General features: G+C 57.6%; 9 protein-coding genes. All 9 read right to left on the bottom strand.

What is annotated here, in order from left to right; all coding sequences use genetic code 11:
- Positions 1 to 769 precede the first annotated feature (769 nt).
- Positions 770 to 2,923, bottom strand: coding sequence for a TonB-dependent siderophore receptor (locus WFP70_RS18970; RefSeq protein ID WP_337024074.1), 2,154 nt, complete (start codon positions 2,921 to 2,923; stop codon positions 770 to 772).
- 251 nt (positions 2,924 to 3,174) lie between these two features.
- Complete coding sequence (locus tag WFP70_RS18965) at positions 3,175 to 4,905, bottom strand: ABC transporter ATP-binding protein (protein ID WP_337024073.1); 1,731 nt, start codon at positions 4,903 to 4,905, stop codon at positions 3,175 to 3,177.
- Positions 4,902 to 6,668, bottom strand: coding sequence for an ABC transporter ATP-binding protein (locus WFP70_RS18960; protein WP_337024072.1), 1,767 nt, complete (start codon positions 6,666 to 6,668; stop codon positions 4,902 to 4,904). The genes WFP70_RS18965 and WFP70_RS18960 overlap by 4 nt, the downstream gene beginning before the upstream one ends.
- Positions 6,665 to 12,079: a non-ribosomal peptide synthetase gene (locus WFP70_RS18955; RefSeq protein ID WP_337024071.1), complete on the bottom strand. Its 5,415-nt coding sequence runs from the start codon at positions 12,077 to 12,079 to the stop codon at positions 6,665 to 6,667. The genes WFP70_RS18960 and WFP70_RS18955 overlap by 4 nt, the downstream gene beginning before the upstream one ends.
- On the bottom strand, positions 12,076 to 13,476 hold the full coding sequence (locus tag WFP70_RS18950; protein ID WP_337024070.1) for an FAD-binding oxidoreductase: 1,401 nt from the start codon (positions 13,474 to 13,476) through the stop codon (positions 12,076 to 12,078). The genes WFP70_RS18955 and WFP70_RS18950 overlap by 4 nt, the downstream gene beginning before the upstream one ends.
- Positions 13,476 to 14,186, bottom strand: a complete 711-nt coding sequence (locus WFP70_RS18945) for a VOC family protein (RefSeq protein ID WP_337024069.1) — start codon at positions 14,184 to 14,186, stop codon at positions 13,476 to 13,478. Before WFP70_RS18945 ends, WFP70_RS18950 begins: the two co-directional genes overlap by 1 nt.
- Positions 14,179 to 16,401 (bottom strand): bifunctional Gfo/Idh/MocA family oxidoreductase/class I SAM-dependent methyltransferase, encoded by a 2,223-nt coding sequence (locus WFP70_RS18940; protein ID WP_337024068.1) that lies wholly within the window; start codon positions 16,399 to 16,401, stop codon positions 14,179 to 14,181. Before WFP70_RS18940 ends, WFP70_RS18945 begins: the two co-directional genes overlap by 8 nt.
- The gene (locus WFP70_RS18935) at positions 16,398 to 17,438 is read right to left on the bottom strand and encodes a hypothetical protein (protein WP_337024067.1); all 1,041 of its coding nucleotides are present in this window, start codon (positions 17,436 to 17,438) and stop codon (positions 16,398 to 16,400) included. Before WFP70_RS18935 ends, WFP70_RS18940 begins: the two co-directional genes overlap by 4 nt.
- Complete coding sequence (locus tag WFP70_RS18930) at positions 17,435 to 24,892, bottom strand: amino acid adenylation domain-containing protein (protein ID WP_337024066.1); 7,458 nt, start codon at positions 24,890 to 24,892, stop codon at positions 17,435 to 17,437. Before WFP70_RS18930 ends, WFP70_RS18935 begins: the two co-directional genes overlap by 4 nt.
- Between the last annotated feature and the right edge of the window lie 88 nt (positions 24,893 to 24,980).

Raw genomic sequence — 24,980 nt, 5'->3', positions numbered from 1 at the left:
CACGGTTTTGGACAATATTGGATCGTTGACTGAATGAAATTCTGGAAATTAAAAAATAAAAATTAGTGATCTTAAATCTTGCACCACTCTGCACCCCCGTTAGCCGGTGACTGCTTCTAATGGAGAGTGGCAAGGGAGGATTAGATGCCATCAGTCATGAATGTGGTGAGCAGGTGACAGCATCGTAAAGAACAAAATGCAGGCCCGCACAACCAATTTAACATAAGATACATTTAGCGCATTTCATTATCTATCTGATATTTATATAATTAAATTGAATCCTATTCCACATCAAGCATGCGACTCATGTTGGTATTCCGCGCTAAGCTCAGCGACTATCCGCATCCTGACAGTATGTATTTGCCCTACATTTCAATCTGACTTCGGTTATCACTTAGCACTGCAGAGTGGCCGACAATGCCTTTTCAGACAGAGCTTACCGATCTGCCAAACTTATACGGGCAGCACAAATTACAGCAATGATGACACCGCGAATTGCCGGAACAAGAAGAAATGAGAACAGCCAGGCCCACCATTTTACCGACGAGCCTGGCTGTATCGCGATTGGCACCCATATTCTCTGCCCGATCAACCGCAGAATTTTTATCGCGCTCGCAACCCGATTTCTTATTAAGATCTTTCTCAGGAAGTTTTTAAATCATATCAAGCCTGTGTGTTCCTATGACAACACACAGCTTGAGTGAGCTTGTTGGGTTTGGAGACGACACATATCGCGTCGGCACCCAACATCTCGGCAACACCACCAAATTTAAAAATCCCAGCTCAGCTTCGCTATCACCGCACGCTCCGCACCATAGAAACAGCCTTGTGACGCGGTGAAGCAACTGGTGACGTACTGCCGATTGGTCAGGTTCTGCGCGGTAAATTGCACTTTACCGCCTTGCAGGCTGTGCGCCAGATGGCCGAGATCGTAGTGCACCTCTGCATCCATCACGCCATACCCGGCAGTGTTGAACTGATCATCCATGGTGCCGCCTTTGGTGCCGTTACTAAAGCGTCCACCGACCCCAGCCCCTAGTCCAGCAACCACGCTGGTCGCAGGTGCTTCCCAGTTCAACCACAATGAGCCGAAACGAGTGGGAATACGCAGCGGCGTTCGGCCAATTACAGCCGGGTCGCTGTCCTGCACATACTGTACATCCTGCCATGTCATCGACCCGATGACACTGAACTGTTCGGTCAGGTTACCGCGCGCTTCTAACTCCAGTCCGCGCGAGCGAATTTTCCCACCCTGCACCGAATAACCGGCATGAACCGGATCGGTGGTCAGCACTTTGTCCTGAGTAAGGTTAAACGCCGCGATAGAAAACAGCGCAGGCAGGGATTTTGGCTGATATTTGATGCCCGCTTCATACAGTTCACCGTGCGAAGGATCAAACGGTTGGCCGCTGCTGTCCACCGAGGTGGTTGGCTGGAAGGACTGCGCGTAAGTGAAGTAAGGGGCGATACCATTATCAAACAGGTAGTTAAGCCCAGCTCGCCAGGTGGTCGCCTCATCGCGCTGTTTAATATCGTCGCTGTATCCCATCAGATCGGTGGTGCGAATGCTCGACCAGTCATGGCGCACGCCGAAGGTGGCTCGCCACTGCTGATAACTCAGCTGATCCTGCGCATAAAGGCCAGTCTGGGTATTCATCACCCGGGTATTTTGATAATCCTGCAACCTACCATAAACCGCCTGACCGTAATGGGGATCGAAGATATCCAGTGGGCTGACAGTGCCATTGGCGTAGTTGGCGTGCCCGGTGAAGCGATCCCAGCTCATGCCTAGCAGCAACTGGTGATCGATGTCGCCAGTGCTGAAGTGCCCGTGCAGCTGATTATCCAGATTAAGCGTATTGAAATGCTCATTTGACGCTGCGATGGTCCGACTAATGGTGCGTTGATCCGGCTCCAGACCAGCAAAAATCACTGCATTGTAGTTTGAAGTCTGTTCGCTGTAACGCCCGTTAAGGCTGAAAAACCAGTCATCATTAAAGTAGTGATCGGCACTATAGCCAACAGCCGCCTGTTTACGTGAGAAGGTGTTGTGATCAGGTTCCCCCGGATAGGCATCTGTCGGCAATTTACCGTTAGGATTTGATTGTGCCGTGCCGGCCACCGGCAGCGAGGTTTGCGCGCCCATTTTTGGGTCGTTCTGCACGCGGGCGTACAGCGTCAGGCGGTTGTAGTAGTCTGGCTGGAACGTCACCGATGGCGCTAACGCCCAGCGTCGCATCTCCGTGCCACGCTCTTGTCCTTCTCGGGTGGTGGCCGTACCGACAATACGATACAGCACAGTGCCCTCATCATTGGCTTTACCGCCGAGATCAAATGAACCGCGCTGATACTGATGATTACCCGCTTCCAGTTCAACATGATGAATGCTTTCCGCCGTCGGCAGCTTACTCTGCATGGCAATAATCCCACCAGGACTGGCAAGACCATACAGCACTGAGGCAGGCCCCCGGACCACGCTGATATTTTCCAGCAGGAAAGGATCGACCTGCTGGAAGCCATACACCAGCCCGTTGTTCATACGCAGGCCATCGAGAAACTGATCGTTAAAGCCGGTGGAGCCGTAGTTAAAACCACGAATTGAGAACTGGTCAAACGCGCTGACGCCGCCCCACTGTTCAGCGGCTACGCCTGGCGTGTAACGAAGCGCTTCGTTGAGGGAACGCACATTCTGTGCATCCATTTGCTGGCGTGTAATCACCGAGATCGACTGTGGCGTTTCGAGCAGCGGCGTATCGGTTTTAGTGGCACTTTTGCTACGTGTTGCCACCAGTCCGCTATTGTCTGATGACGCTGCAGTCACGCTGAGCGTCTCTTCTGCCTTTGCCTGTGTTGCCATTAATATTGCCATTAACGCCAGACTGAGTGGCTTCAGCGCTGGCAATCCTTTTACACTGTTGTGCATAACGTCCCAAACTCCCTGAGAGGTGAAATGATTCTTGTTTAGATATGTTATAACATAACATTTAAATCGCGATAATGAATTCCGCTTTTCTGGCTCTGATTAATGGAGATTGGGATTAGAAGAGGAGTTGTGAAACGGAAGGTTTGGCTTACGGCACAAAAAATCAGTGTGGTTAAGCCGGAACCCAGAGGTATATCAGGTTCCGGCCTGAACAATCCTGCAATCGCTGACCTTACTTGGGGTAGCGAGGGTTACACCTCGCTACCCTGCTGCGCCTGAACTAAAGCGCGATAATGCCCGTTTTCAAGTGCCATCAGCGTCGCATGATCGCCGAACTCCACACAGCGTCCCCGATCGACATAAGCGATTTGATCGGCAGCGCGTATGGTTGAGAGGCGGTGTGCGACAATCACCACGGTCTTATCCGCCACCAGCGCATTAATCGCCTGCTGCACCTGATATTCCGATTCGCTATCGAGAGAGGACGTTGGTTCATCCAGCAACACCACTGGCGCATCTTTCAGAATGGCGCGCGCAATTGCCACCCGCTGCCGCTCCCCGCCGGATAACGCGCTGCCAGCCTCACCCACGCATGTGCTATAACCGTGCGGCAATTTTTCGATGACGTGATGAATATGCGCCTTACGTGCAGCGTGAATCACCTCTTCCTCAGATGCGTGCGGTTTTCCAAGGGCAATATTATTGAACAGCGTATCATCCATCAGCCACACGTCCTGAAACACCACCGAGATCTGCGCCAGTAGTTGCTCAGCTGAAATATGGCGCAACTCTGCGCCGCCCAGTTGAATACTGCCCTGTTGCGGATCGGCAAAACGGCTCATCAGTCGGGTCAGCGTCGTTTTCCCGCCGCCGGAAGGCCCGACTAACGCGGTCAGTGATTTCTCCGGGATGTGTAGCGTCAAATCCTTGATTGCTGGCTGACTCTGCTGATGATAGTGGAAACCCAGATTTTGCAGTTCAATCGCGAAGTGCCCTGGCTGCTGTGCCGGCAGTTGCGTCTTCTGCTCAACTTCCGCTAGCAGCGCATTCACCCGTAACAGGGCGGCGTCAGCCAGTTCAAACAGGCGAACCATGGCAAGTCCCAGTGTAAGCGGCTCAACCATTTGCGCGACCAACACCGCCAGGCAGAGTAACGAGGCCATCGGCAGTTGCTGACTGGCATACAGCCAGACCCCCAGCGCTACCGTCGCGACTAAAGTGAACTGGATAATCAGTTGAGCTTTGGCAATAAGCCGTGCCGTGCCGCTGCTCTGGTGCTGCACCTGATGCTGATGAGAAAACACCTGACGTAAACACGGAGCCTGAGCGCCCGCTCGTCCGCTGGCGCGCAACATCGCCTGCCCCTGCACATATTCTACGATGGCGGCGCTGGCAGCGGCATCGGCTTCGTCAACGCGCTGAAAATCCTGACTGGCTTCGCGCCGCACCCTCAGCATCATGGGAAATACCAGTAAACAGCCCGCCAGTAACAGCGCACCTAAACGCCAGTCGAGCGTGAAAATCAGCAACAACAGCACCGCAGGCACCACCATTAGCTGAATCGCAAGCGTCGCCAGCGAGGAGAGTGCGGTGGCGGCAAAAGTCACGTTATTACCGAGGATCGTTGCCAGATCGCCACTTTTACGCAGGGCCAGCCGTTCCAGTGGCATGCCACGTAAACGGCCAGCTAGCCGCAGACGCAGCGCTTCCGTTACCCGGTGCCAGTAGTCATACACAAACGCCATTTCATGCCAGCGCACAATACCTTCCACAACCAGCAGGGCCGTGAGCACCAGAAGCCAGTGGGCTATCTCACCGATCGGTAGCGCGCCGGGTGAAAGCAGCAGGGAAAACAGCGGCAAAGTAATTATCCAGCCTGCCGCCTGTAAAATTGCCGCCGTCACGGCATACAGCAGGGTTCTGCGAAAAGGTGCAGCGTAATCGCCTGCAACCAGAATCATGTTGTGATATGTGCGAATCATGCCGTCACCTCACGCTGTAAGGTCCACTGGCTGGCAAGCTGATGGTGCTGCCACAGCCGGGCGTAATGCCCGTTTTGACTTAACAGCGCCGCATGACTGCCCTGTTCCACCACCTGGCCTTCATGCATCACCACAATCACATCGGCTTCAACCACGTTCTGCAGGCGATGGGCGATGGTGATCACAATGCAGTTCGGTGATAACTGCGCCAGCGCCTGTTGGATGCGCCGCTCATTATGCGCATCCAGATATGACGTCGCTTCATCCATCACCAGAATCGGCGCATCGGTAAGCAACGCTCGCGCCAGGGTAACGCGCTGGCGTTGACCGCCGGATAGCGTGCTGCCGCGTTCGCCGATAGGCGTGTTAAGTCCCTGTGGCAACCGGGTGACAATCTCTGTTACCCCGGTCGCAGCCATCACACGCTGTAAAGCTGCCTCACTGGCATCCGGCGCGGCCAGCCGCAGGTTCTCCTCCAGCGTGCCGCTGATTAAAAACGGCTCCTGTAACACCAGCGCCATCTGCTGCAACAGGACGTCACTGCGCATCTGGCGGATATCGCAGCTGCCCAGCGTAATCTCGCCGTCAGTAACATCGTAAAAGCGCGGGATCAGCCGTGCCAGCGTCGATTTCCCCGATCCAGAGGCACCGACAATGGCGCAATGTGTGCCGGGCGTCAGCGTTAAGGTAACATCCCACAAGGCGGGCCGTGACTGGCCGGGGTAGCTAAAGCTGACATGTTTAAGACTCAGCGTGTGGCCCTCAGGCATCCGCGGTTGCAGTGGCTCGGGTAATATCGGCTGTGCCAGCACGTCGCTGATACGTCGCGAGGCGGCTCCGGCATCATTCAGATAGTTCGCCAGATGCACCAACGGTTCCAGCGCCTTAACCGGCAAAGTCCCCACCATCAAGGCGAGCAACCATTGCGCCAGCGTAATCTGCCCCGTTGCATACAACGCCAGCCCCGCCACCATCAATACTGTGGCGGTGGGCAACGCGGCACCCACCAGACGGTTGATTTTCCACGGCAGTTTACTGCCTGCCATCCAGGCCTCCACTGCCTGAGTGAACTGCTGTAGCCGCGCGCTAAAGCGCTGCCAGCCAGCCGCACCGTTATCAAACGTGCGCATCACCGCCATGCCCTGCACCAGCTCAATCACCCCGGCATTCACCGCTTCACTGGCTTCATTGTAACGCGCACGTTGCTGCGGATTTTCCCGCGCCATCAGCGCCATACAAATCAGGCTGACAGGCAGTAACAGCAGCGCCACCAGCGCCAACCGCCACTGCACTACGGCTAACAGCAGCAGCGCCGCGAGCGGCTGGCTGAGGCTGGCACCGACAAACGGCACCGCGTCAGCGACGGCGATATGCAGCGCTTTCACATCATCCTGGATGATTTTTCGCAGTCGCCCGCTGCCCCAACTCTGCACCACGCCGAGCGGTACGCGACTCAGATGCTCCACCAATTGCTCGCGCAACGCTTCTTCCAGCTGATAGCTCGCTTCATGCGCCCGCTCATCCGCCTGCAAACGCAGATAAAACGCCAGCGCAATCGCCAGCGCGCTGCCTGCCAGCGCGATGATCGTTGATGATGAGAGTTGTGATGAGTGCAGCAACGGCGTGATCGCCCACGCCAGCAGCGCCATGCCGCTGACATTCAGTAATCCCGCGAGGCTGCCACAGCCAAGGGCCAGACGCAGCGCGCGTGCCACCCTGGGCACGCGCGCAACTAACTGGCCGGGTTCACCCAGCAGTTTCATTTAAGTCCCTCATTCACCAGACGAGCCACGGCCTGTGCGTTCGGTGTATCAATGCAGCTGAAGTGGTTGCCGTTAATTGAGGTAACTTGCAGGTCACCCAGGCAGACGTCACGCCAGAAATTCAACGTATTGTCGTCCATGCCCGGTGCGAAACCCGACCCCTGGTTCGGCAACAGGAAGCGGATATCTCCGACATACGCGCTGGGAGTAAAATGCGCCGCATGGAAACTCTGGCGGAACACACGGAACAGCCCCAGCGCCATCTCAGCCGGCATCTGTTGTCCGGTCACCTGCTCCACACCCGCCACATAACGGGCAAAACGCTGCTCAATCGGCAATGCTTGCATCTGCTGGAAGAATTCCCCCGCACTCCCTGGCAGTTGCGCCAGCGCACCTGGCGGAATGCAGCCCTGATGTTGCTCGATCACCTGCATAAAGCCGTTCACCAGCGCATCGCCGTCGACTTCGCCAAAGCCCGCCTGCGCCAGACTGATGTGCAAATTGGGAATAAACAGCGACTCAATCATCAGGTCATCCTGCACTTCAAACAGCACCGGATGGCTGCTGATCAGCACCAGATCGGCAATGTCTGCGCCTTGCTCACTCAGACGACGTGCCACTTCCACCGCAAACAGCCCGCCAAGGCAGTAGCCAATCAGTTGGAAACGGCGATGCCCGGTCGCCAGCAATCGCTGCGCATAGTCATCCGCCATTTGTTCCACTGCCTGCTGCGGTGACAGAGCGCAGTATTGGGCGGTATCAGCAATCACAATACCGATGACCGGCCCCAGCGGATCGTTTTCCAGCTCCGCCAGCATCGGGCGGAAGCAGTCCATGGTGCCGAGACCGGCATGGAATACCACGCGCAGCGGGCCTTCACTGCCGCCGCCGAACGGCATCAGAATGCCATTGCTGCCTGCGGCTCTGCCGTCTTGCTGCCCTTCTGGCTGGTTTTGTCGGGTGGCGGCAACGGGCTCCACTGGCTGTGGCGCATGCTGGCTACGAATCGCCTGCGCTAAAATCCGTACCGTTGGGCCATTGAGCATATGGCGCAGCAGGGCATCAAACGGGATATCCCCCATCTGCCACGGTGTTTCTGCCAGCACCTGACGCAGTTTGCCCGCCATACGCGCCATGATCAGCGAATCGGCGCCGAGGTTATACACATCCTGATCCAGCCCGATATGCTTAATCCCCAACGCTTCCGCCCAGTACTGGCTCAATAATTGCTCCAGTTCATCACCGACTGGCTGTGAAGTTGCCTGGGCGGCATGACTCTCAACCGCTTCCACCCAACAGTCAGCAACGGTTTTACGATCCAGTTTGCCGTTTGCGGTTAACGGTAACGCGGGCACTGACTGAATTTGCGCCGGTATCATGTGACGCGGTAACTTTTTCCCGAGCGCGGCGAGCATTTCCTGCGGCCAGAGCGGCACCCGATCGCGTTTGATTTGCTGCGCCAGTAGGTGGAATCCCTGCTGCTGCAATACATGGCCCGTCTGCGGCAGACACAGCACCGGATCGTCGTTCACCGATTGCATCAGCGTTTGCCATTCGTACTGGTCAAGGTAGCTCTCCTGCTGGCGCGCGTGATCTTCTGGCGGCGTCATCATGAACGCCTGCGAGGCCATGATCCACGGACATTCCCGCGTCGGTTCGGTCAGAATCATCCATCCCTGAGGCGCAGTTAACAGGCGCAGGTTTTCCAGCGCACGTTTCTGATCGCGCGCGTTCTCCAGTACCCCTGCGGCCAGCACAATATCGAAACTCTCCGGCGCGTAACCCTGCGCGCGAATATCTTCATCAATATTCAGTACACCAAACTGCATCCCGACACGATCGCCATAGCGGGCACGCGCTTCGGGCAGGAAGAACGTCGCTACATCGGTAAAGTGATATTCAATCGCCCGGTCAGCCAATGCGGCCAGCACATCGGCGGTGGTGCCCCCGGTCCCCGCACCCACTTCCAGAATCCTCACTGGTCGCTGCGTGCCATGCTGCTGCGCAATCTGGCCGATCAAGGTGCTGACCGCCTGATTCAGATACTTCGCCATCAGGTTTTCACGATACAGCGCCTGCACACAGGTTAACGCGCCCTGCGGGAACAGCAGCTTCTGCGCCTCGACGCGTCCTTCCAGCAGGCCCGTAAGGTTATCGAGGTTACTGCGAATGTAATTCAGGAAGGCCGGGCGATCGAGCAGCGGTTGCCATAATGCTTCCACCTGCAGCCAGTCGCATTCCGGTAATGCATTCTGCTCCACCATCGACTGCCAGCGGCGCACCAGCCAGTAGAAGCGGGCATCGACAGCGGATTCCGCTAATTCGGCTTCATCCGACTCCGCGTGCAAGCCGTAATGCTGGAGTGTGTCGCGCATACGTTGCAGCACAACGCTATCCAGCGCATTCATCGCCTGCTGGACCTGTTCGGCGGTGATGTGGTGCGTCAGCCCAACCGTGGTGGTATCAATCACATCACTGAGTCGGGCAAAGTCTGCGCTGACAGCCGCCTGCTGTTGTGACGTCACCAGCGCCAGCAGCTGGCGTTGATTGCCTTCGCCATGTGGCACCACGCAGGCGTTGTCTACGCCCGGTAAGGCGGTCAGCGCCGCTTCGATTTCACCCGGCTCAATACGGTGTCCTTTGATTTTAAGCTGATTATCGGCGCGCCCTAAAAACGCCAGTTCGCCGTTGGGCAGATAGCAGGCGCGGTCGCCGGTCCAGTAGAGTCGCTGTTGATCGACCGGATGATGGATAAAGTGCTGCGCGGTTTTAGCTGCATCATTCAGGTAGCCTTGTGCCAGTCCTGCTCCGCTGATGTAGAGATGACCTGGCAGCCAGACCGGACAGTCCTGCATGTTCTCATCCAGCACGCGGAAGCCCTGATTCGTCAGCGGCACGCCGTAAGGTACGCTGCGCCATGCCGGATCGCGCCCCTGCCAAAGGTGATAGTTAGACCAAATCGCCGCTTCGGTCGCGCCGCCCAGCGCCACCAGCTGCATTTTCGGCAGGCGTTCAGCGAGGGTTTCTGGTAGCGTCAGCGGGATCCAGTCACCTGAAAGCAAGGCCAGCCGCAGACTATTCAGCGGTTGCTGCTGTAATGCACTTTCCAGCATCTGCATCAATGCCGGTACGCTGTTCCATAGCGTCACCTGCTGGGTTTCGATGCGTTCAATCCAGTGCGAGGGATCGGTGGCGCGCGCCGCATCGGGATAGACCACCGCGCCGCCTACACTCAGCGGGCCAAAGAGATCATAGACCGCGAGGTCAAAGCCAAGCTGCGCCAGAGCCAGTACACGGTCCGAAGGCTGAACCGCAAAACGCTGATTAATATCTTCAACGGTGTTGCGGGCCGCCTGATGTCCTATTACGACGCCTTTTGGCTGTCCGGTGGAGCCAGAGGTGTAGATGATATAGGCCGCGTCGGCACTGTTCGGATAGTGTGGGGCAGGCAGTGATTCATGACACGGTAACTTATCAATATTGATACGCTGTTCGCCACTGACACCACACTGATTAATCTGCTGGCTGGTGAGTACCCAGCGAATGCCGCCATCAGTCAGGATCTGCTGACGACGATCTGCCGGCTGAGAAACGTCAACCGGCACCCACACAGCCCCGGCCGCCATCGCCCCCAGCACCGCCTGCGCCTGCATCACGCCTTTTTCCAGCGTAATTGCGACACGGTCGCCCGCGCTAACCCCATGCTGCTGCAAATGTCCGGCAATCTGTAATGCGGAATCAGCCAGTTGGCGGTAGCTCAGTTGCTGTTGCATATCCATCACCGCCAGCGCATCCGGTGTTTGCTGCGCCTGGATAAAGAATGGCAGATGTAAACCGCCTTCCGGCAATGGCGCTTGCGTGTTATTGATCTGCTGACGCAGGTCAGCCTGCCATTGCGGCAACGCAATCTGCGCCACTTGCTGCCAAAGCGCAGCGTGCTGTGCCATGGCATTCAGCAGCGATGCAAAACTGTTGAACAGATCGTCAATCATGCCCGGTGGGAAGACGCCGTCACGCACATCCCAGTTAACCTGCAATCCGGCGGCGCTGTCCATCGCCTGGCAGTCGATAAAGACCTGTGGCGTCTGGGTAATGCCGCGCCCATCCAGTTTACCGAGCAACGCGCTTTCTTGATCAGTTGGGACCAGGCCAATGGCGCTGGTAAAGACATAGGGCATCAGCGCGTAGTCGCGCCCTTTCGCACGCGCCAGTTCACGAATGACTTCCACCCCGGAACAGAGGCGATGGTCGAGGTCATCATACAATTGCTGGCTAATGGCCATAGCCCGCTCAGCCCAGCTGGCTGGCTGGCGCTGGTCAACTTCCAGCAGGCTGACAGAGGTGAAATCGCCCACCAGCCGATCCACCTGCTGATGTAATGGCTGACGATTTAACACCGTGAGATTCAGGCAGAAGTGGTCGCTGGCAGACCAACGTTGCAACACGCTGGCATAGGCGGTTAATACAGCAGCAGTCGGTGTAATACCGTACTGAGCTGCCCGCTGTTTCAGTGCCTGCCAGCGTTCGGAGGACAGTTGCAGGAAATGACGACTAAAGCGTGCCCCCTGCTCAGGCTGAGCGTCAAGCACTGGCAACTGCGGAGCTGCCGGCAGCTGAGCGATGCGCTGTTGCCACCAGGCGCGATCGCGTTGCGCCGCCGGTGAGGCATCCAGTCCACGTTCGGCCAGCAGGTAGTCGCGGAACTGAATCTCCAGGGCAGGCAGCGATTGTTCAGGGCGTTGATAGCGTGCCTCAAACTCACCCAGCAGCAGCCAGATACTCGCCCAGTCAGCAATCAGGAAATCCATCGACAGGTGCAACACGCTGCGTTCGGGTAACTGCGACAGATGCAGGCTAAACAGCGGCCACTGCTCGGGTTGATACAGATGATGGCCCATGCGCTGCTTTACGCCATCCAGCAGCGCTTCGGCTTGTGATTCGTCAGCACTGGCGCTGTCAATAATCAGCTCAGGCACCTCGGGCAAAACATGCTGGCTACCGCTGCGATCAAACACCGCACGCAGCATATCGTGGCGCGCCACCAGCTCATTCCAGATGGCGCTGACGCGGGCGTGTTCCAGCGTTGGATAATTCACTTCGAGATAGACGTGGCAGGCAACGCCGCCATAACCAAAAGCCTCGTTGCGCCCAACCAGATAAGCCGACTGCACCTGACTCAATGGGAAAGGATCAAAGCGCGTGGCGTCATCCGCCACCAGGACTGTGGCACGCTGCTCATCAGCGAGAATCGCCAGCACGTCGGCTTTGTTCGCCTTCAGCGCCTGTAAATCAGCGGGCGATACGACCCCCTGTGGCGCGCGGTAGTTCAGTTTGCCCTGCTCTTCCCACAGTTGCGCACCCCGGCTACGCAGGCGTTGCAGCAGTTCAAGGGCGGTTGAATGGTCACTCATCGTACATCCTCCTTGCCCGATGCCGTCACAACTGACAGCAGGGGCGAAATATTGACGTTAAAACGCAGGCGATTATTGGGGTCGAGGCGTTGTTTCAAAGCTTGCAGCCGTTCCCAGCCGCTGCCGTAGGTGGCCCGCGCCCAGCACGGTTCCAGGTCAGGCAGTAAGTTGGCGTACGGTCCGCTGCTGACGGTTTGCAGCAGCTGCCACGCTTCAACCGCCGGAGCCAGCATCACTGGATTATTCGCCTCGCCGTACCACTGGGCGCAGACTTCGACAAACCAGTTGGCATCACGGTGAGCAAACGCAGTGCCACCTGCTGGTGCCCGGGCAATAGCACCACCTAAAGCACCAAACACCAGGGAGAAGTTCGGGCCGGAACGATCAAATAACGCCAGCAATTGATCGAGCGTGTTGTCATCCAGATCGCGCAGTAGTTCGCCACGGTTATAGACATGCTGCTGTTGATAGTTAGGCGCGGACGGTAGCAGTCGCTGATAATCGGCGTAGCGCATCGGCTGAAGCGTGTCGCACAGCGCCCCGCTCCTGAGCGGTGCCAGCACCTGGTCGGCCTGTTCTGGTGCGCCGAACCAGGTGGGAATCAGCATGATGCTGCGTTCAAAATGCAGGCACTCTGGCAGAAACGGCAACGGCGGTGCGGTCCATACCAGCGCAATCAGTGAGGCCTGATCCGGTGCCTGCGCCAGCCAGTCGCGCGCGCGGCTTAGCACTGGCGCAATGTCACGCGCGGGCCAGGCGAGCACGCCAGCTACGACGCCGTTCACCGGATGCAATTGAAAGGTAAAACGTGACACTACGCCAAAATTGCCACCTGCGCCGCGCAGGCCCCACAGCAGTTCGGCATCGCTCTCCTGGTCAATTTCGCGCACTTCTCCGTCTATCGTGACCAGTTCCGCACTCACGAGGTTATCGCTGGTCAGGCCAAACTGGCGCGACAAATCCCCCACGCCGCCGCCAAGGGTGTGCCCGGCGATACCAATAGTGGGATTACGCGGGCCGGGAACCGCCAGCCCATGAGCCTGGGTAGCTGCATCCAGTTCGCCCCAGGTGACGCCTGGCGCAACCTGCGCCAGACGCCTGACCGGGTCAATCGTGATGTCCTTCATGCATGACAAATCCAGCAGCAGCCCGTCCTGGCAGGTGCCAAACCCAGCGACATGTGCACCGCCGCCGCGCAGCGCCACCGGCAGATCCTGCCGGGTTGCCAGTTGCAGCGCCTGCTGAATATCACGGACGCTAAGACAGCGCACGATAGCCAGCGGATGTAAATCAATACGTGCATTGCGCACCCGCCGCGCCGCTTCATATCCAGTATCCTGCGGCAGCAGCAACTCCCCCTGCAGCGATTGCTGTAAGGCGGTAAATAGCTCGTTCATCACGCCTCCTGCGACAAATTAAATAGTGACTGGATGAAGCCGGAGGCCTGCGGCAACGCCTGGCAGCCCAGTAAATTCACGCCACTGACGTAACGCCGCGTGCTGTGCTGACCGTTGATCCAGCGATCGGCCGGGATCAGCTGCTGTAGCTGGCTGTGGCTGGCGGCAGGCAAATGAAAATCCACCCGACTCACAGCCTGTGCGCCGTTGGCGTGTCGCACGTGCTCGGGACGCTGTAGCGGGTGATAGTGGGAAACGATAAACGGCAGATGTGCATCGCGCGGCGTCATAAAGCGGTAGTGCACTTTTTCACCGTGCGCGGCAACGCGGTGACCTTTAATGACTCGCGAACCCCTTAGCGCCAGCTGATGCAGAGACTGAGTAACGTTTGCCAGATTCAGAGGATCGTCGGGCTGATAGCGCTCAGGCTCCAGCGCCACATCGCACCAGCCCGCCGGAGCCAGTGCCCAGCTGCGCAGGCGCTGCCCGGCACTCGCGCCAAAACGCCAGCCAAACGGATAGCTCAGCCAGCGGAAGCCACGCGGCAGCTCAAAGAATTCCAGAAAAGGCCCGTCTTCAAACCACACCAGCGCGTTATGCGCCCGTGCCGGATCGCTGCCCCACTGCACGCTAAATCCGGCCTGCTCCAGCTGTGCGACACAGTCGCGCAGGTTATCCACCTTGCACAGGATATGGCTGCACTTAAGCATCAGCGGGCCTCCTTACCATAAACAGACGCTGCCCGAGTGGAGCAAGGCGATGATCCTCACCCGGCAGGCAGACATCACAAATCAGCCCGGCCCGTTCAAACAGATCGCGCCACTGTTCCGGCGAAAGGAAACGCTGTTCGCTGCGCTGACGGTCATCCTGCGGCGGCGGCATCATAAAAGCCTGTGAAGTCAGGATTTCCAGATGTTCGCGCGTCGGTTCGGTGATTAGCATGGTACCGCCGGGCATCAACACCTCCGCCAGCCAGCGAATGGTTTGTTCGCTGTTTTGCGCGTTGTTCAACACGCCCGCCATTACCAGCAGATGCTGTGACTCAGCCGCGACACCCTGTTCGGTGAGCGGGCGATCAATATCAATCAGCGCCGTGGAAAGCCAGGATAAGTGCCCGTAGCGCTGTTGTGCGTTCACGAGGAAATATCGTGATACATCGCTGAACAGCCAGTTGAGCGGGGGTGTTTCGCCATAGACGTCATGTAGCAGTTCGCGCACCCGCTCGGTGGTCGCTCCGGTGCCCGCACCAATCTCCAGCACATTCAGCGGCGTGTCCCGCTGGGCCAGGTCAGCCAGAATCACGTCGGCGATCAGCGTGTTGAGATAGCGCGCTGTGATGGTGTGACGATAAACTGCATCCGCGATGTCGCTGCGCCCCTCCTGGAACAGCAGCAGCGCCGCCTGTTGCTCGCCGCGCATCAGCTCACCCAGTTTCTCTGCGTTTTGCCACAGGTAATCAATAAAGGTTTTAGAACCGAGCCGATCATCCCAAATCGCATGCACCGTCTGCCAGCTCTGTTGCAGCTTAGTTTCTGAGATGATGCTGCCAGTGAAGAAATGCGCCCCGCGCTTTATCACCAGGCCGGCATCCGTCAGCAACATCAGCCAGCGTCCAATCAGAGCGTGATGATCCTCCGCCACACGCAGCTGTTGCAGAATCGCTGCCAGGTCGCTGCCCTGTTCAGCGTGCGTCAACGCACCACCCTGTTGGAGGCTAAATAGCATGGCATTAAGGCAGGCTTCATCCATGCAGGTGACAAAATCTGTCACTTCGCGCGCAGTGATATCACTGATCAGCGACTCTGCTCTGTGAGTGAACGCCAGTGGCCCGCTGGCTTCTCGCTTCAATCCCCGGGTTGCAGGCAGCAACGTTCGTGCCAGCGGTTGATACTGTTGATTGGGATTCAGCCGTGGATAGCCCAGCTCTTTAGTCAGCGCTTGCCACATCTGACATTGCGTGAGCAATGACTGCGGGCTCCAGCGCACGGCCCCGGGATTTTGCAGGCTGTCTGCCAGCGCCAGCAGATCTGCCGCAATGGCCTCTGGCCAGCGCTCAGCCAGGCTGGTGCGCCAACTTTCACAATGAAGCTCACCAATGACGGCACTGGTGTCTTCCATCAAATGCGCCGACTGCGGGCTGGAGAAGTCGCGATCGCGTTTCACTGCCTCCGGGATATGCAACCGCGGATGCCACAACAACGGCCCATGGGTGTCCGCCAGTGCCAGCCGTCCGGCAGGGAAACCCAGCGTGATTTGCTGCAACAGCTGGAAGTGATTGTCAGGATCCTGCGGATCAACCTCGTTGTGTACCCTGAGTGTCAGAGGAATGCCCGCGATACTACCCTGAACCGCCTGGAAGGGAGAATCGGCTGGCTGTGGCTGCGCGCTGAAATGCCACGGCCGTGGGGCACCCAGCGCCTGCGACAGCATAGTGACCAGCGGGAAAGCCACCTGGCTGGCACAGGCTGCATCAATAAACTGTGGCTTTTGCCGCCGCAGTAAACGCTGCGCCGCGAGGCTGAACTGCTGCACAGCGGGTAAATGGGGATAGAGATTACCGACCCGATACTGTACGCCCGCTTCCCGCGCCCGACGCAAATTGGCCACCACCTCATCATGGTGAACCGGCTGTTCCTGAATCACGTGCATGCCGTGCGCCATCAGCCGTTGCGCCAGTTCGCTACCGGCACCGCCCATTACAGAGGCACGTAGCACCACGCAGGCGATATCGATGCCGTCTGGCAGAGCGGCCACGTCGGTATACAGTGGAATCTGATGCCGTGCTGCGCAGTCGCGACTGCGCTCACTGCCACTCGCCAGTAACCCCACGACTTTAAATCGCTGTGGGTAGCGTTGCAGTGCCGCCAGCCAGAACTGGCCAAAAGTAGTACCGCATACCAGCACTTTCAGTGGAGAGACACTCATAGCGCGCCTCCACTCATTTCGCCCAACTGTTCGACACTGCTATCAAACAGCTCGATGTCAATGCCGGTTTGCTCGCGGCAGAACAGTAGCATAAAAGCTTCACTGTCGACGCAGTCAGCGGCTAGCCCCACCACAGGCGTGGCGCTTTTAAGCATCCATTTGGCGCAGGCAGCCGTACAGGCTGCCGTGAGCTGTGCAATGGCCGGCGCTTTGAGTAACAGGGTTAAGGTGGTTTTACTGCCCTGCCTGACCCCCTCTACCTGAATCAAAAAGTTGACCCACGGCTGACGCCCTGCGACATCCAGCACCGATCCTGCGACCACCGCCTCAATGGCGTCTTTTCGCGGTAAGCTGCGTGCCGTTTCCAGCGCACGCGTTAGATGTTCCCCATCCAGCGCCAGATACCAGCGGCTGTGATGTAGCCCTAAGCGGGCATTGACGCCGCGTGACTCATTGTCTGCGAAAGGTTGCAGTTGCACCGGACGTGGGAAGAACGGCAGGCTGACATCGGACTGTCGCCGCGCCATCGTAGGGTGCGCCATCGGAGCGCGCAGCACACCATCAAGATAGTCTTCCGCCCCACTGGCCGTGAAGCGATCAAACACGCCAAACCAGCATTGCAGCGTGTCGACACGATCCAGAGAACGCGCCAGCCACACTGGCAAAATCCCGGACAAGCCAGGTAGCGCCCCGGCGGCAAAAAGTGCGCTGCGCGGACGCATGCCCGCTGGCGGCGTTAACCGTGCCGGGCAGTCCAGGCCGCCCGCATCCACCAGCGGAATACCGGCGGCATGCAGCCTGTTTGCCACCTGTTGTGACAGCCGAACCGAGGGCGCAGCACAGTTGATGATAAGACGACAGCCGGTGGCAAACGCCATCAGGCTCTCTTCATCACTGACATCCACATAACAACTTTGTGCCCAGGCCACCGGCTGTGGATGGCGGCCCCCGACGCGTAATGAGTTTTCTCCCCATAGATGCAGCAGGCGCGCCACTTCACTGCCTACGGCGCCAAATCCTCCCAGAATGCCAATCACAGCGCACCTCCTTCCAGCGTGGCGGCTTCTGCCAGTTGCGTATCGATCTCTGCGGCCATGGCTTCAAGGCTGGGGGCGCTAAAGATTTTTCGCAGCGCCATCTCAACGGCAAATTCATCACGAATCGCATTGATCAATCGCGTGGCTAACAGGCTGTCACCGCCAAGCTCAAAAAAGCCTTGCTGACGACTGATTCCTGGCGCCATCCCGAGCAAAGTGCACCATAAGCTGGCGAGCTTCGCTTCCGTCCCGCTTAAAGTTTCCCGCTGCGGTTGCTGTCTGGGAAGATGTTCATACAGGGCCTGCAGACGTTTTCGATCAACCTTGCCATTCGCCGTAAGCGGCAAATGGGTCAACAACACCAGCCGTTCCGGTATCATCGCCTTGGGTAACCGTTCTGCCAGTAACTGGCCCGTATTTTCTGGTAAAGCGCGGTTGTGTGGCACATTCAGGCTCAGAGAAGCTGCCAGTCCAGCATCGTTAAACCGGAGCGATTTAAAACCGGCGTTTTGCGCACGTTGCTGCCACACCGGTCCCGTGCATAACGGCGCTTTACCCTTCGCACCATAGCCCCCCGCCAGTAGTCCTGCGCTGAGCATTGCCAGAGGCGTGAGGCACTGTCGCTCCATCATCCACAGCTCGCCCTGCGTGCTAAGCAACTGCCGTGCGGCAATCACACCATGCATCGGCTGCTCATAACGGTGCAGTGCATTGACCGCCAGCACAATGTCACCGGAATGTTGCAGCGCTTCGGGCAGATGCAGTTCATTGAGTAAGGCAAAGTCAATGTGGTGCCCGCAGTCTGCCAGACGCGATCGCGCCTGTTCCAGGGCCAGCGGTGATGATTCCAGCAGCGTGTAATGAATGGAGCCCTGTGGCAAACGCGCCAGCAGCGCGGCGCTGTGTTGACCCCCTGCACCATTGATCTCCACGATATTTATCGTCGCGCCGCGTTGATGGCTCAAACTCTGGATATGCAGCGCCAGTTGCGACAGCCATTGCCGCGTCTCGTCATCTGCTGCCGATAAGCTAGCCGGGCTGAAAACAGGATCGGTGAGCAACTCCGCGTTGTCCTGTTCACCGCTCAACATGCCGCGCCAGCTGGTATAACGTGCACGCGCTTCCAGCACCATCGCCGAAGTGGGACGCGCTTTCACGGCCGCCAGTTTTTCGGTGGTGAGGTAATCAGAACCCTGCGACTGCAATAAGCCACGCGACTGGAGCCATTTCAGCCACAGTTGCAGAATATTTCGGCCCCGATCATCAGGCTTCAGGGTTTGCGTCTGCCAAAAGACGCCCGGTTCTACTGGTAGTTGCAGTAGCTCTATCAGAATGTGTTCGGCAATCTCAGCTTCATATTCCAGCGATCCACGCTGAACATCGCCGGGAATAAATCTGTCGTCAACATCTGCCTCTGCCGGGGTCAGAGGGGCAACCGCAGCCATCAAGCGCAGTGCTACGCCGTCGTGCCATAGCGAGACGGTGGCCTGTTCAACACCATTTAACGTCTGTAATGCCTGCTCGACTTCACCCGCTTCAATGCGATGACCACGCAGTTTCATTTGCGTGTCAATGCGCCCCAGAAACTCCAGCGTGCCATCAGGCCAGTAACGACCCCGATCGCCGGTGCGATACCAGCGTCTGCCTGCAAGCTGTGGGAAGCGTGCGGCTGTCAGCGCTGTATCGCCCAGATAGCCGCGAGCCAGTCCGGCCCCCCCAATCAGAAGCTCACCTTCTACCCAGTCCGGGCAGTCCTCATCGGCGTGATTGACGACACGCCAACATTGGTTGCGCAGCGGATAGCCATAGGGTATGGAACGCCATTCAGGATCAACGGTTGTCAGGGGGAAAACATTGGACCAGATCGCGGCTTCCGTCGCCCCGCCAAGCGCCAGCATAAGACACTTTGGTGCAGCACGATGAAGCCGTTCCGGTAGAGAGAGCGCAATCCAGTCACCGGAAACCAGCGCAGCACGCAGTGCCGGCATACTGATATCACGTGCAGCAGTAAGTAGCATTTCCAGCAGTGCCGGTACCGAGTTCCACACGCTGACTTGATGTTGCTGCATCAGACTTAGCCAATGCGTGGCGTCACGACGGAAGGCTTCATCCACCATCACCAGCGCGGCACCACAACCCAGCGGGGCAAACAGGTCAAACACCGAGAGGTCAAAATCCAGTGCTGACAGCGCCAGTACGCGATCCTGCGACTGCAGCGCGATTCGCTGTTGCAGATCCTGCAAAGTGTTATGCGTGGCAGCATGGCACATCTCCACGCCCTTAGGCTCACCCGTAGAACCCGAAGTAAAGATGATGTACGCCAGCTGCTGCGGATCAATGCTGACGGGCTGTGGCAGCGCGATTAGCCTGGCCTGAACTGCGTCGGCTCCCATCAATGGCGTCTGTTCGTCCAGCAATAACCGGGTTTGAGCTCGCGCCAGGATGGCTTCTCTTCGTGCTTCGGGTTGGTCGATACCCACCGGTACCCAACTGGCGCCGGCAGCCAGCACGCCTAGCACAGCGATCACCTGCTGCGGGCCTTTGGGCAAGGAGATGCCCACCCGATCGCCTGGCAACGTGCCCTGCAACTGTAGCCAGTGCGCCAGTTTTAACGCCTGTTCAGCCAGCTCTGCATAGGAGAGTTGGCAACTCTGCTGCTCCTGCTGCCAAATCAGCGCCACCTTATGTGGGGTCTGCCTCGCCTGCTGGAAAAAGGCGTGATGCAGGGTTTCTTCCTTACAGGGCTGTTGTGCGTCCTGAGCAATAGCGTCACGCACTTGCTGCTGTACCGCTGGCAGTAATTCCGGCAGGGGGTTGCGCCAGTCAGTCTGACAGAGATGATCAATCAGTTGCTGGTACGCGCTGAACATCGCATCCAGTAATCCCGCAGGAAACAGGGCTTCGACCGCATCCCACACCAGCGAGACGCCACCCGCTTGTTCGGTAAGTTGGTGATCAAGCCAGACCTGTGGCGTTTGTGACAGGCCATAAACTGGATGGCTGAACAGGCCTGGTTCAGATACCGAACTCAGTCCCAAGGCGCTGGTAAATACCACGGGCATCACCAGTTCTGGCTCCTGATGCAGACGCGCCAGTTCGCGGAGCACGTCAACCGCCGACAAAGCACGGTGATCCAGTGCGCCCCACATTTCGCCTTGCACCTGACGCACTTCATCCAGCCAACCGCTGCGGGTATAGCGACATGGCACCAGCACCAGTGAGGTAAAATCACCCATCACTCTGGCAATATCTTCATGGCCTTCTGGACGATCAAACAGCGTCAGATTAAGCGTGAAATCAGGCTGGTGGCTCCAGCGGCGCAATATTGTGGCGAAGGCGTTGAGCATCACCGCGGACGGGGTCACACCATACTGACGCGCTTTTTGCGTCAACTGCTTCCAGCACGCAGCATCCAGCCAGTGTTCACGCCGGGTAAACTGCGGTGCATTGATGGCATCCGGGGACACTGCCAGCGGTAATTGCGGGGCCAGCGGCAGTTGGGCCAGTCGGGAATGCCACCATGTCATGGCATCATCGCGCTTAGCCTGCTGCGGCAAGCGTGCCAGCAGCGCGTCACGGAACTGAATAGCCGGCGCATCTGGCAACGGTCGCTGATGATAGAGCGCGTCCAGTTCCTGATAGAACAACAGAATACTGAGTGCATCCAGAATCAGGTTGTCGATAGCAATCGCTACTCTGCTGCCCGCTTTCTGCTGCGCCACGCTGACGCTAAACAGCGGCCAATGCTGTGGCTCAAAAGTGCGCGAGGCATATTCCTTACGCTGCTGCGCAACATTATTTTCGTCCGGTTGCCGGAACAGGGGTAACCGATAGTGATCGACCTGTTTCAACACCTGCTGCTGACCGTTATGGAAGACAGCACGTAGCATGTCATGACGGGCTATCAGTTGATTAACGGCGCTCTCCAGTCGTGGTACGTCAAGATTCTCAACCTCAAATTCGCGGTAGAAAGTACAGCCAATGCCCCCGAGGGCAAATTCACTCTCGCGGCCAAAAAGATAAGCCTGCTGCACATCTGTTAGCGGGAAAGCATCGTAGCGTCCGACCTCATCGTGGTTGATGGCGACAATCTCAGGTGCCGCTGTCCTGCCGTGCAAAGTCTGGCAGAAGGCGCTTAGTTCAGGTTGTGTGAAGAGTTGGGACAGCGTGACCTCACTGTGCCCCTGACGACGTAGTTCGGCCACCGCACTAGTTGCCAGCAGTGAATCGCCGCCCAGCGCAAAGAAGTTATCCTGACGGCCTGGCAGCTTGCCCAGCACTTGCTGCCAGATCTCTGCCACCTGCTGCTCTAAACCTGGACGCGCGGGTTCATTTGCATTCTCTGTCTGAGGCGACTGATCTGCCAGTAACTGACGCAATACGCTACGGTCAATTTTTCCATTGCTGCTGAGGGGGAGTTGCGTCAACGCCACCAGCCGTTCCGGTACCATTTCCTGCGGCAGATAGCGCTGAAGATGTTGGCGTAATGAGACAGTGTCCACCGCAGGTTGATGGGTGGTATAAGCGGCCACCAGATGATGATGTTCATCCAGCAAAACGATACCGCGCACTACCCCGGGATGCGCAATCAGGGCCGACTCAATCTCACCCAGTTCAATGCGATAGCCGCGTACTTTGACCTGATGATCGCGACGGCCAAGAAATTCCAGCGAACCATCGGGGTGATAACGCGCCAGATCTCCTGTTCGATACCAGCGTTCGCCATTCTGCATCACAAAACGGTCGGCAGTACGTTCGGCGTCATGCCGATAACCCTGCGCCACCCCAGCGCCACCGATCCACAGTTCGCCGCTGACCCAGTCACAACGGTCACGGCCAAGACTGTCCACGACGCGGCAGCGAACGTTATCGAGTGGATATCCGTATGGCACTGAGTGCCAGTGGGCGGGGATCTCGGTAATTTCCTGTACCGTGGAGTGAATCGCGGTTTCTGTAGTACCGCCTAAGGCGATGCAGCGGCACATCGCGGCCACAGCATGTAGCTTTTTCGGCAGGTCAAGCGGAACCCAGTCACCACCCAGCAGTACAATCTTGAGCGGCAACGTCAGGTTATCCGCAGCTGCGCTGGTGAAGGTCATCTCAGCAATAGCGGGGACGCAGTTCAGCACGCTCACCTGATGCTGGCGAATCAGTGCGACCCAGCGTTGGGCATCCCGCCAGCTTTCATCATCGATACACACCACAGCACCGCCCACGGATAGCGGTGCGAAGATATCGTAAACGGCCAGATCGAAGCTTAACGCCGATACTGCAAGCGTGCGCATGCGCTTACCGAGCGGATAGCGACGGTTGAGATCGTCAATGGTGTTTTTCGCCGCAAGGTGGCTGATTTCTACCCCTTTCGGCGTGCCGGTTGAGCCAGAGGTGTAAATGATATACGCCAGCTGGTGGTGATCACCGCAGATGACTTCCGCTGGCGGCGGTAATTGCTCAGGATCGGGCAGTTGGTTAATCACATGCTTCACCCCGGCATTGTGCAGAATGGCATTGATTCGCTGCTCCGGCTGCTGGTGATTCAGCGGTAACCAGACGGCACCACTGGCCAGTACGCCTAGCACTGCGACGATCTGTTCCGGCCCTTTAGGTAACGCGATGGCAACCGGTTCGCCAGGCTGCACACCCTGATCAAGCAGATGGGCGGCCAGCCGTCGGGCATGTTCAGCAACGGTGCCATAGCTTAGCGTCTGCTGAGTCCCAAAGAGTGCGGGCGCCTCAGGGTGCTTTTGCGCCAGTCGGAAGAAAGCACTATGCAGGCATTCGCTGGGTAATTCGGCCTCAGTGGCATTAGCCTGCTGGCGTATTGCCCGCTGCGTCGGGGGTAAAATGGATTCAACGGGCTGTAGCCAGTTCTGAGTATGCTTTATCAATGTTTCAAGCAGGGCAATGAATTGATCGAACATCAAATCCAGCATCCCTGCGGGGAAGCTGGATTCACGCGCATCCCAGTTCACCAGAATGCCCTGATTGAGTTCGGTAATTTGCGCATCCAGCCACACCTGGGGTCCCTGCGAAACTATCCAGCCCGGCTGACCAAATGCCTGTTGAACCCGTTCGCTGAACAGCTCCCCCAGACCCAGCGCGCTGGTGAACACCACGGGCGCAAACTGCTGCTGACCGCGTATGCGCGATGCTTCGCGCAGCACTTCTACACCAGAGAAGTGCGCATGTGCTGCATCCTGATGAAACTGTTCCTGCAGGCGCTGTGCCCGCTCAAGGAAGCTACCCGCCTGACTGCCCTGCCACGCCAGCAATACTGACGAGGTGAAATCCCCTACCAGCGCGGATACCTCAGGATGCAGTTGCTCGCGGTTAAACAACGGCATATTGAGGATGAAATCTTCTTCGTCACTAAACTGGCTTATGACCTCCGAAAAAACGGCTGCAATCATCATCGGTAACGTCAGCTGATGCTCTCGCGCGCTGGCTTCCAGCTGCTGACGGGTAAATGGGTCAAACCAGCGATGACGGCGTACAACTTTCTGCTGTGAGTCGATATCCTGTCGAACAGCAGCAGGCAATACCGGTGCGCCAGGCAGATCGGCTATACGTGCCAGCCACCACTGCTTGTCCTTAGCATAGTGGGCTTGCTGCGGCGGTTCCTGCAGCCAGATTTGACGTAACTGTTGATACTGACGATAAGAGAGTGTTGGTGCAGGTAGCGGCTGCTGAGGTTCAAGATAGAGCGATGCCAGGTCGTCCAGCAACACGCGCAGACTCATGGCGTCCGCAGCGATCATATCGAGATTAAAGTGCAGTCGGCAGCCCCCGCCAAGACATTCAGGTTTGTGCGTCAGACGCACATCAAACACCTCAGCCTGTTCAATGTTGAGCTGGCGATGTGACAGCGCCGTACGCAGGGCTTCTAAACGCAGGTTGGCAGTCGCTGCATTTCCCGCACGTAAATCGTAAGTCTTCAGCCCCGGCCAGGGCGATTTTGCCAGTACCTGCTGTTGCCCCTCAGCCAGAATCGCCACCCGTAACATACCGTGGCGCGACAGCAGTTGCAGCACAGCGTTTTCCAGACGGGCAGCATCCATCTGTGGCACATCGAACTCGTGATAAAAATGCGCCGCCACGCCTCCCATGTGCTGGCTGCTATCACGCCCCACCCAATAAGCGTGCTGCATCAACGCCAGCGGGAAGGGATCATGCTGGTGTATGTCATCTTCTGACGGCGCACGTTTTTCCTGCTCGTGCGGATGTGAATTTGACGCAAGCAGTGTCTGCCATGCGCCAAAGCGCGGTTGTTCGATCAGCCGGGCAAAACTAACGTCATAACCCTGCCGGCGCCACATTGCCGCGAGTTTCATCATTGCCAGAGAGTCGATTCCCAGGCCGATGAGATCGCAATCATCAGCGAGTTGAGCCGGTATGCCGCCGGGCAAAAAGGGGGCTATATCTGTACATATCTTGTACTGAAGGGTACTGACCATATTCCGTTTCCTTCCCTCAATTACATCATAGAGCCATTAAGAAAATTTATATCGCAGCGCTGGCTTAACGTTTTACCGTAAAGATTTG

It is taken from the genome of Pantoea sp. USMM079, from assembly GCF_037153115.1.
GTDB classification, from domain to species: Bacteria; Pseudomonadota; Gammaproteobacteria; order Enterobacterales; family Enterobacteriaceae; genus Pantoea; species Pantoea communis.
This window is presented reverse-complemented; position numbering and strand designations above follow the sequence as displayed.

Excerpts from the sequence above, each read along its gene's own strand:
- WFP70_RS18950 (WP_337024070.1), bottom strand. The coding sequence starts at position 13,476 with ATGAACGAGCTATTTACCGCCTTACAGCAATCGCTGCAGGGGGAGTTG.
- WFP70_RS18940 (WP_337024068.1), bottom strand. The coding sequence starts at position 16,401 with ATGAGTGTCTCTCCACTGAAAGTGCTGGTATGCGGTACTACTTTTGGC.
- WFP70_RS18960 (WP_337024072.1), bottom strand. The coding sequence starts at position 6,668 with ATGAAACTGCTGGGTGAACCCGGCCAGTTAGTTGCGCGCGTGCCCAGG.
- WFP70_RS18955 (WP_337024071.1), bottom strand. The coding sequence starts at position 12,079 with ATGAGTGACCATTCAACCGCCCTTGAACTGCTGCAACGCCTGCGTAGC.
- WFP70_RS18970 (WP_337024074.1), bottom strand. The coding sequence starts at position 2,923 with ATGCACAACAGTGTAAAAGGATTGCCAGCGCTGAAGCCACTCAGTCTG.
- WFP70_RS18945 (WP_337024069.1), bottom strand. The coding sequence starts at position 14,186 with ATGCTTAAGTGCAGCCATATCCTGTGCAAGGTGGATAACCTGCGCGAC.
- WFP70_RS18930 (WP_337024066.1), bottom strand. The coding sequence starts at position 24,892 with ATGGTCAGTACCCTTCAGTACAAGATATGTACAGATATAGCCCCCTTT.
- WFP70_RS18965 (WP_337024073.1), bottom strand. The coding sequence starts at position 4,905 with ATGATTCGCACATATCACAACATGATTCTGGTTGCAGGCGATTACGCT.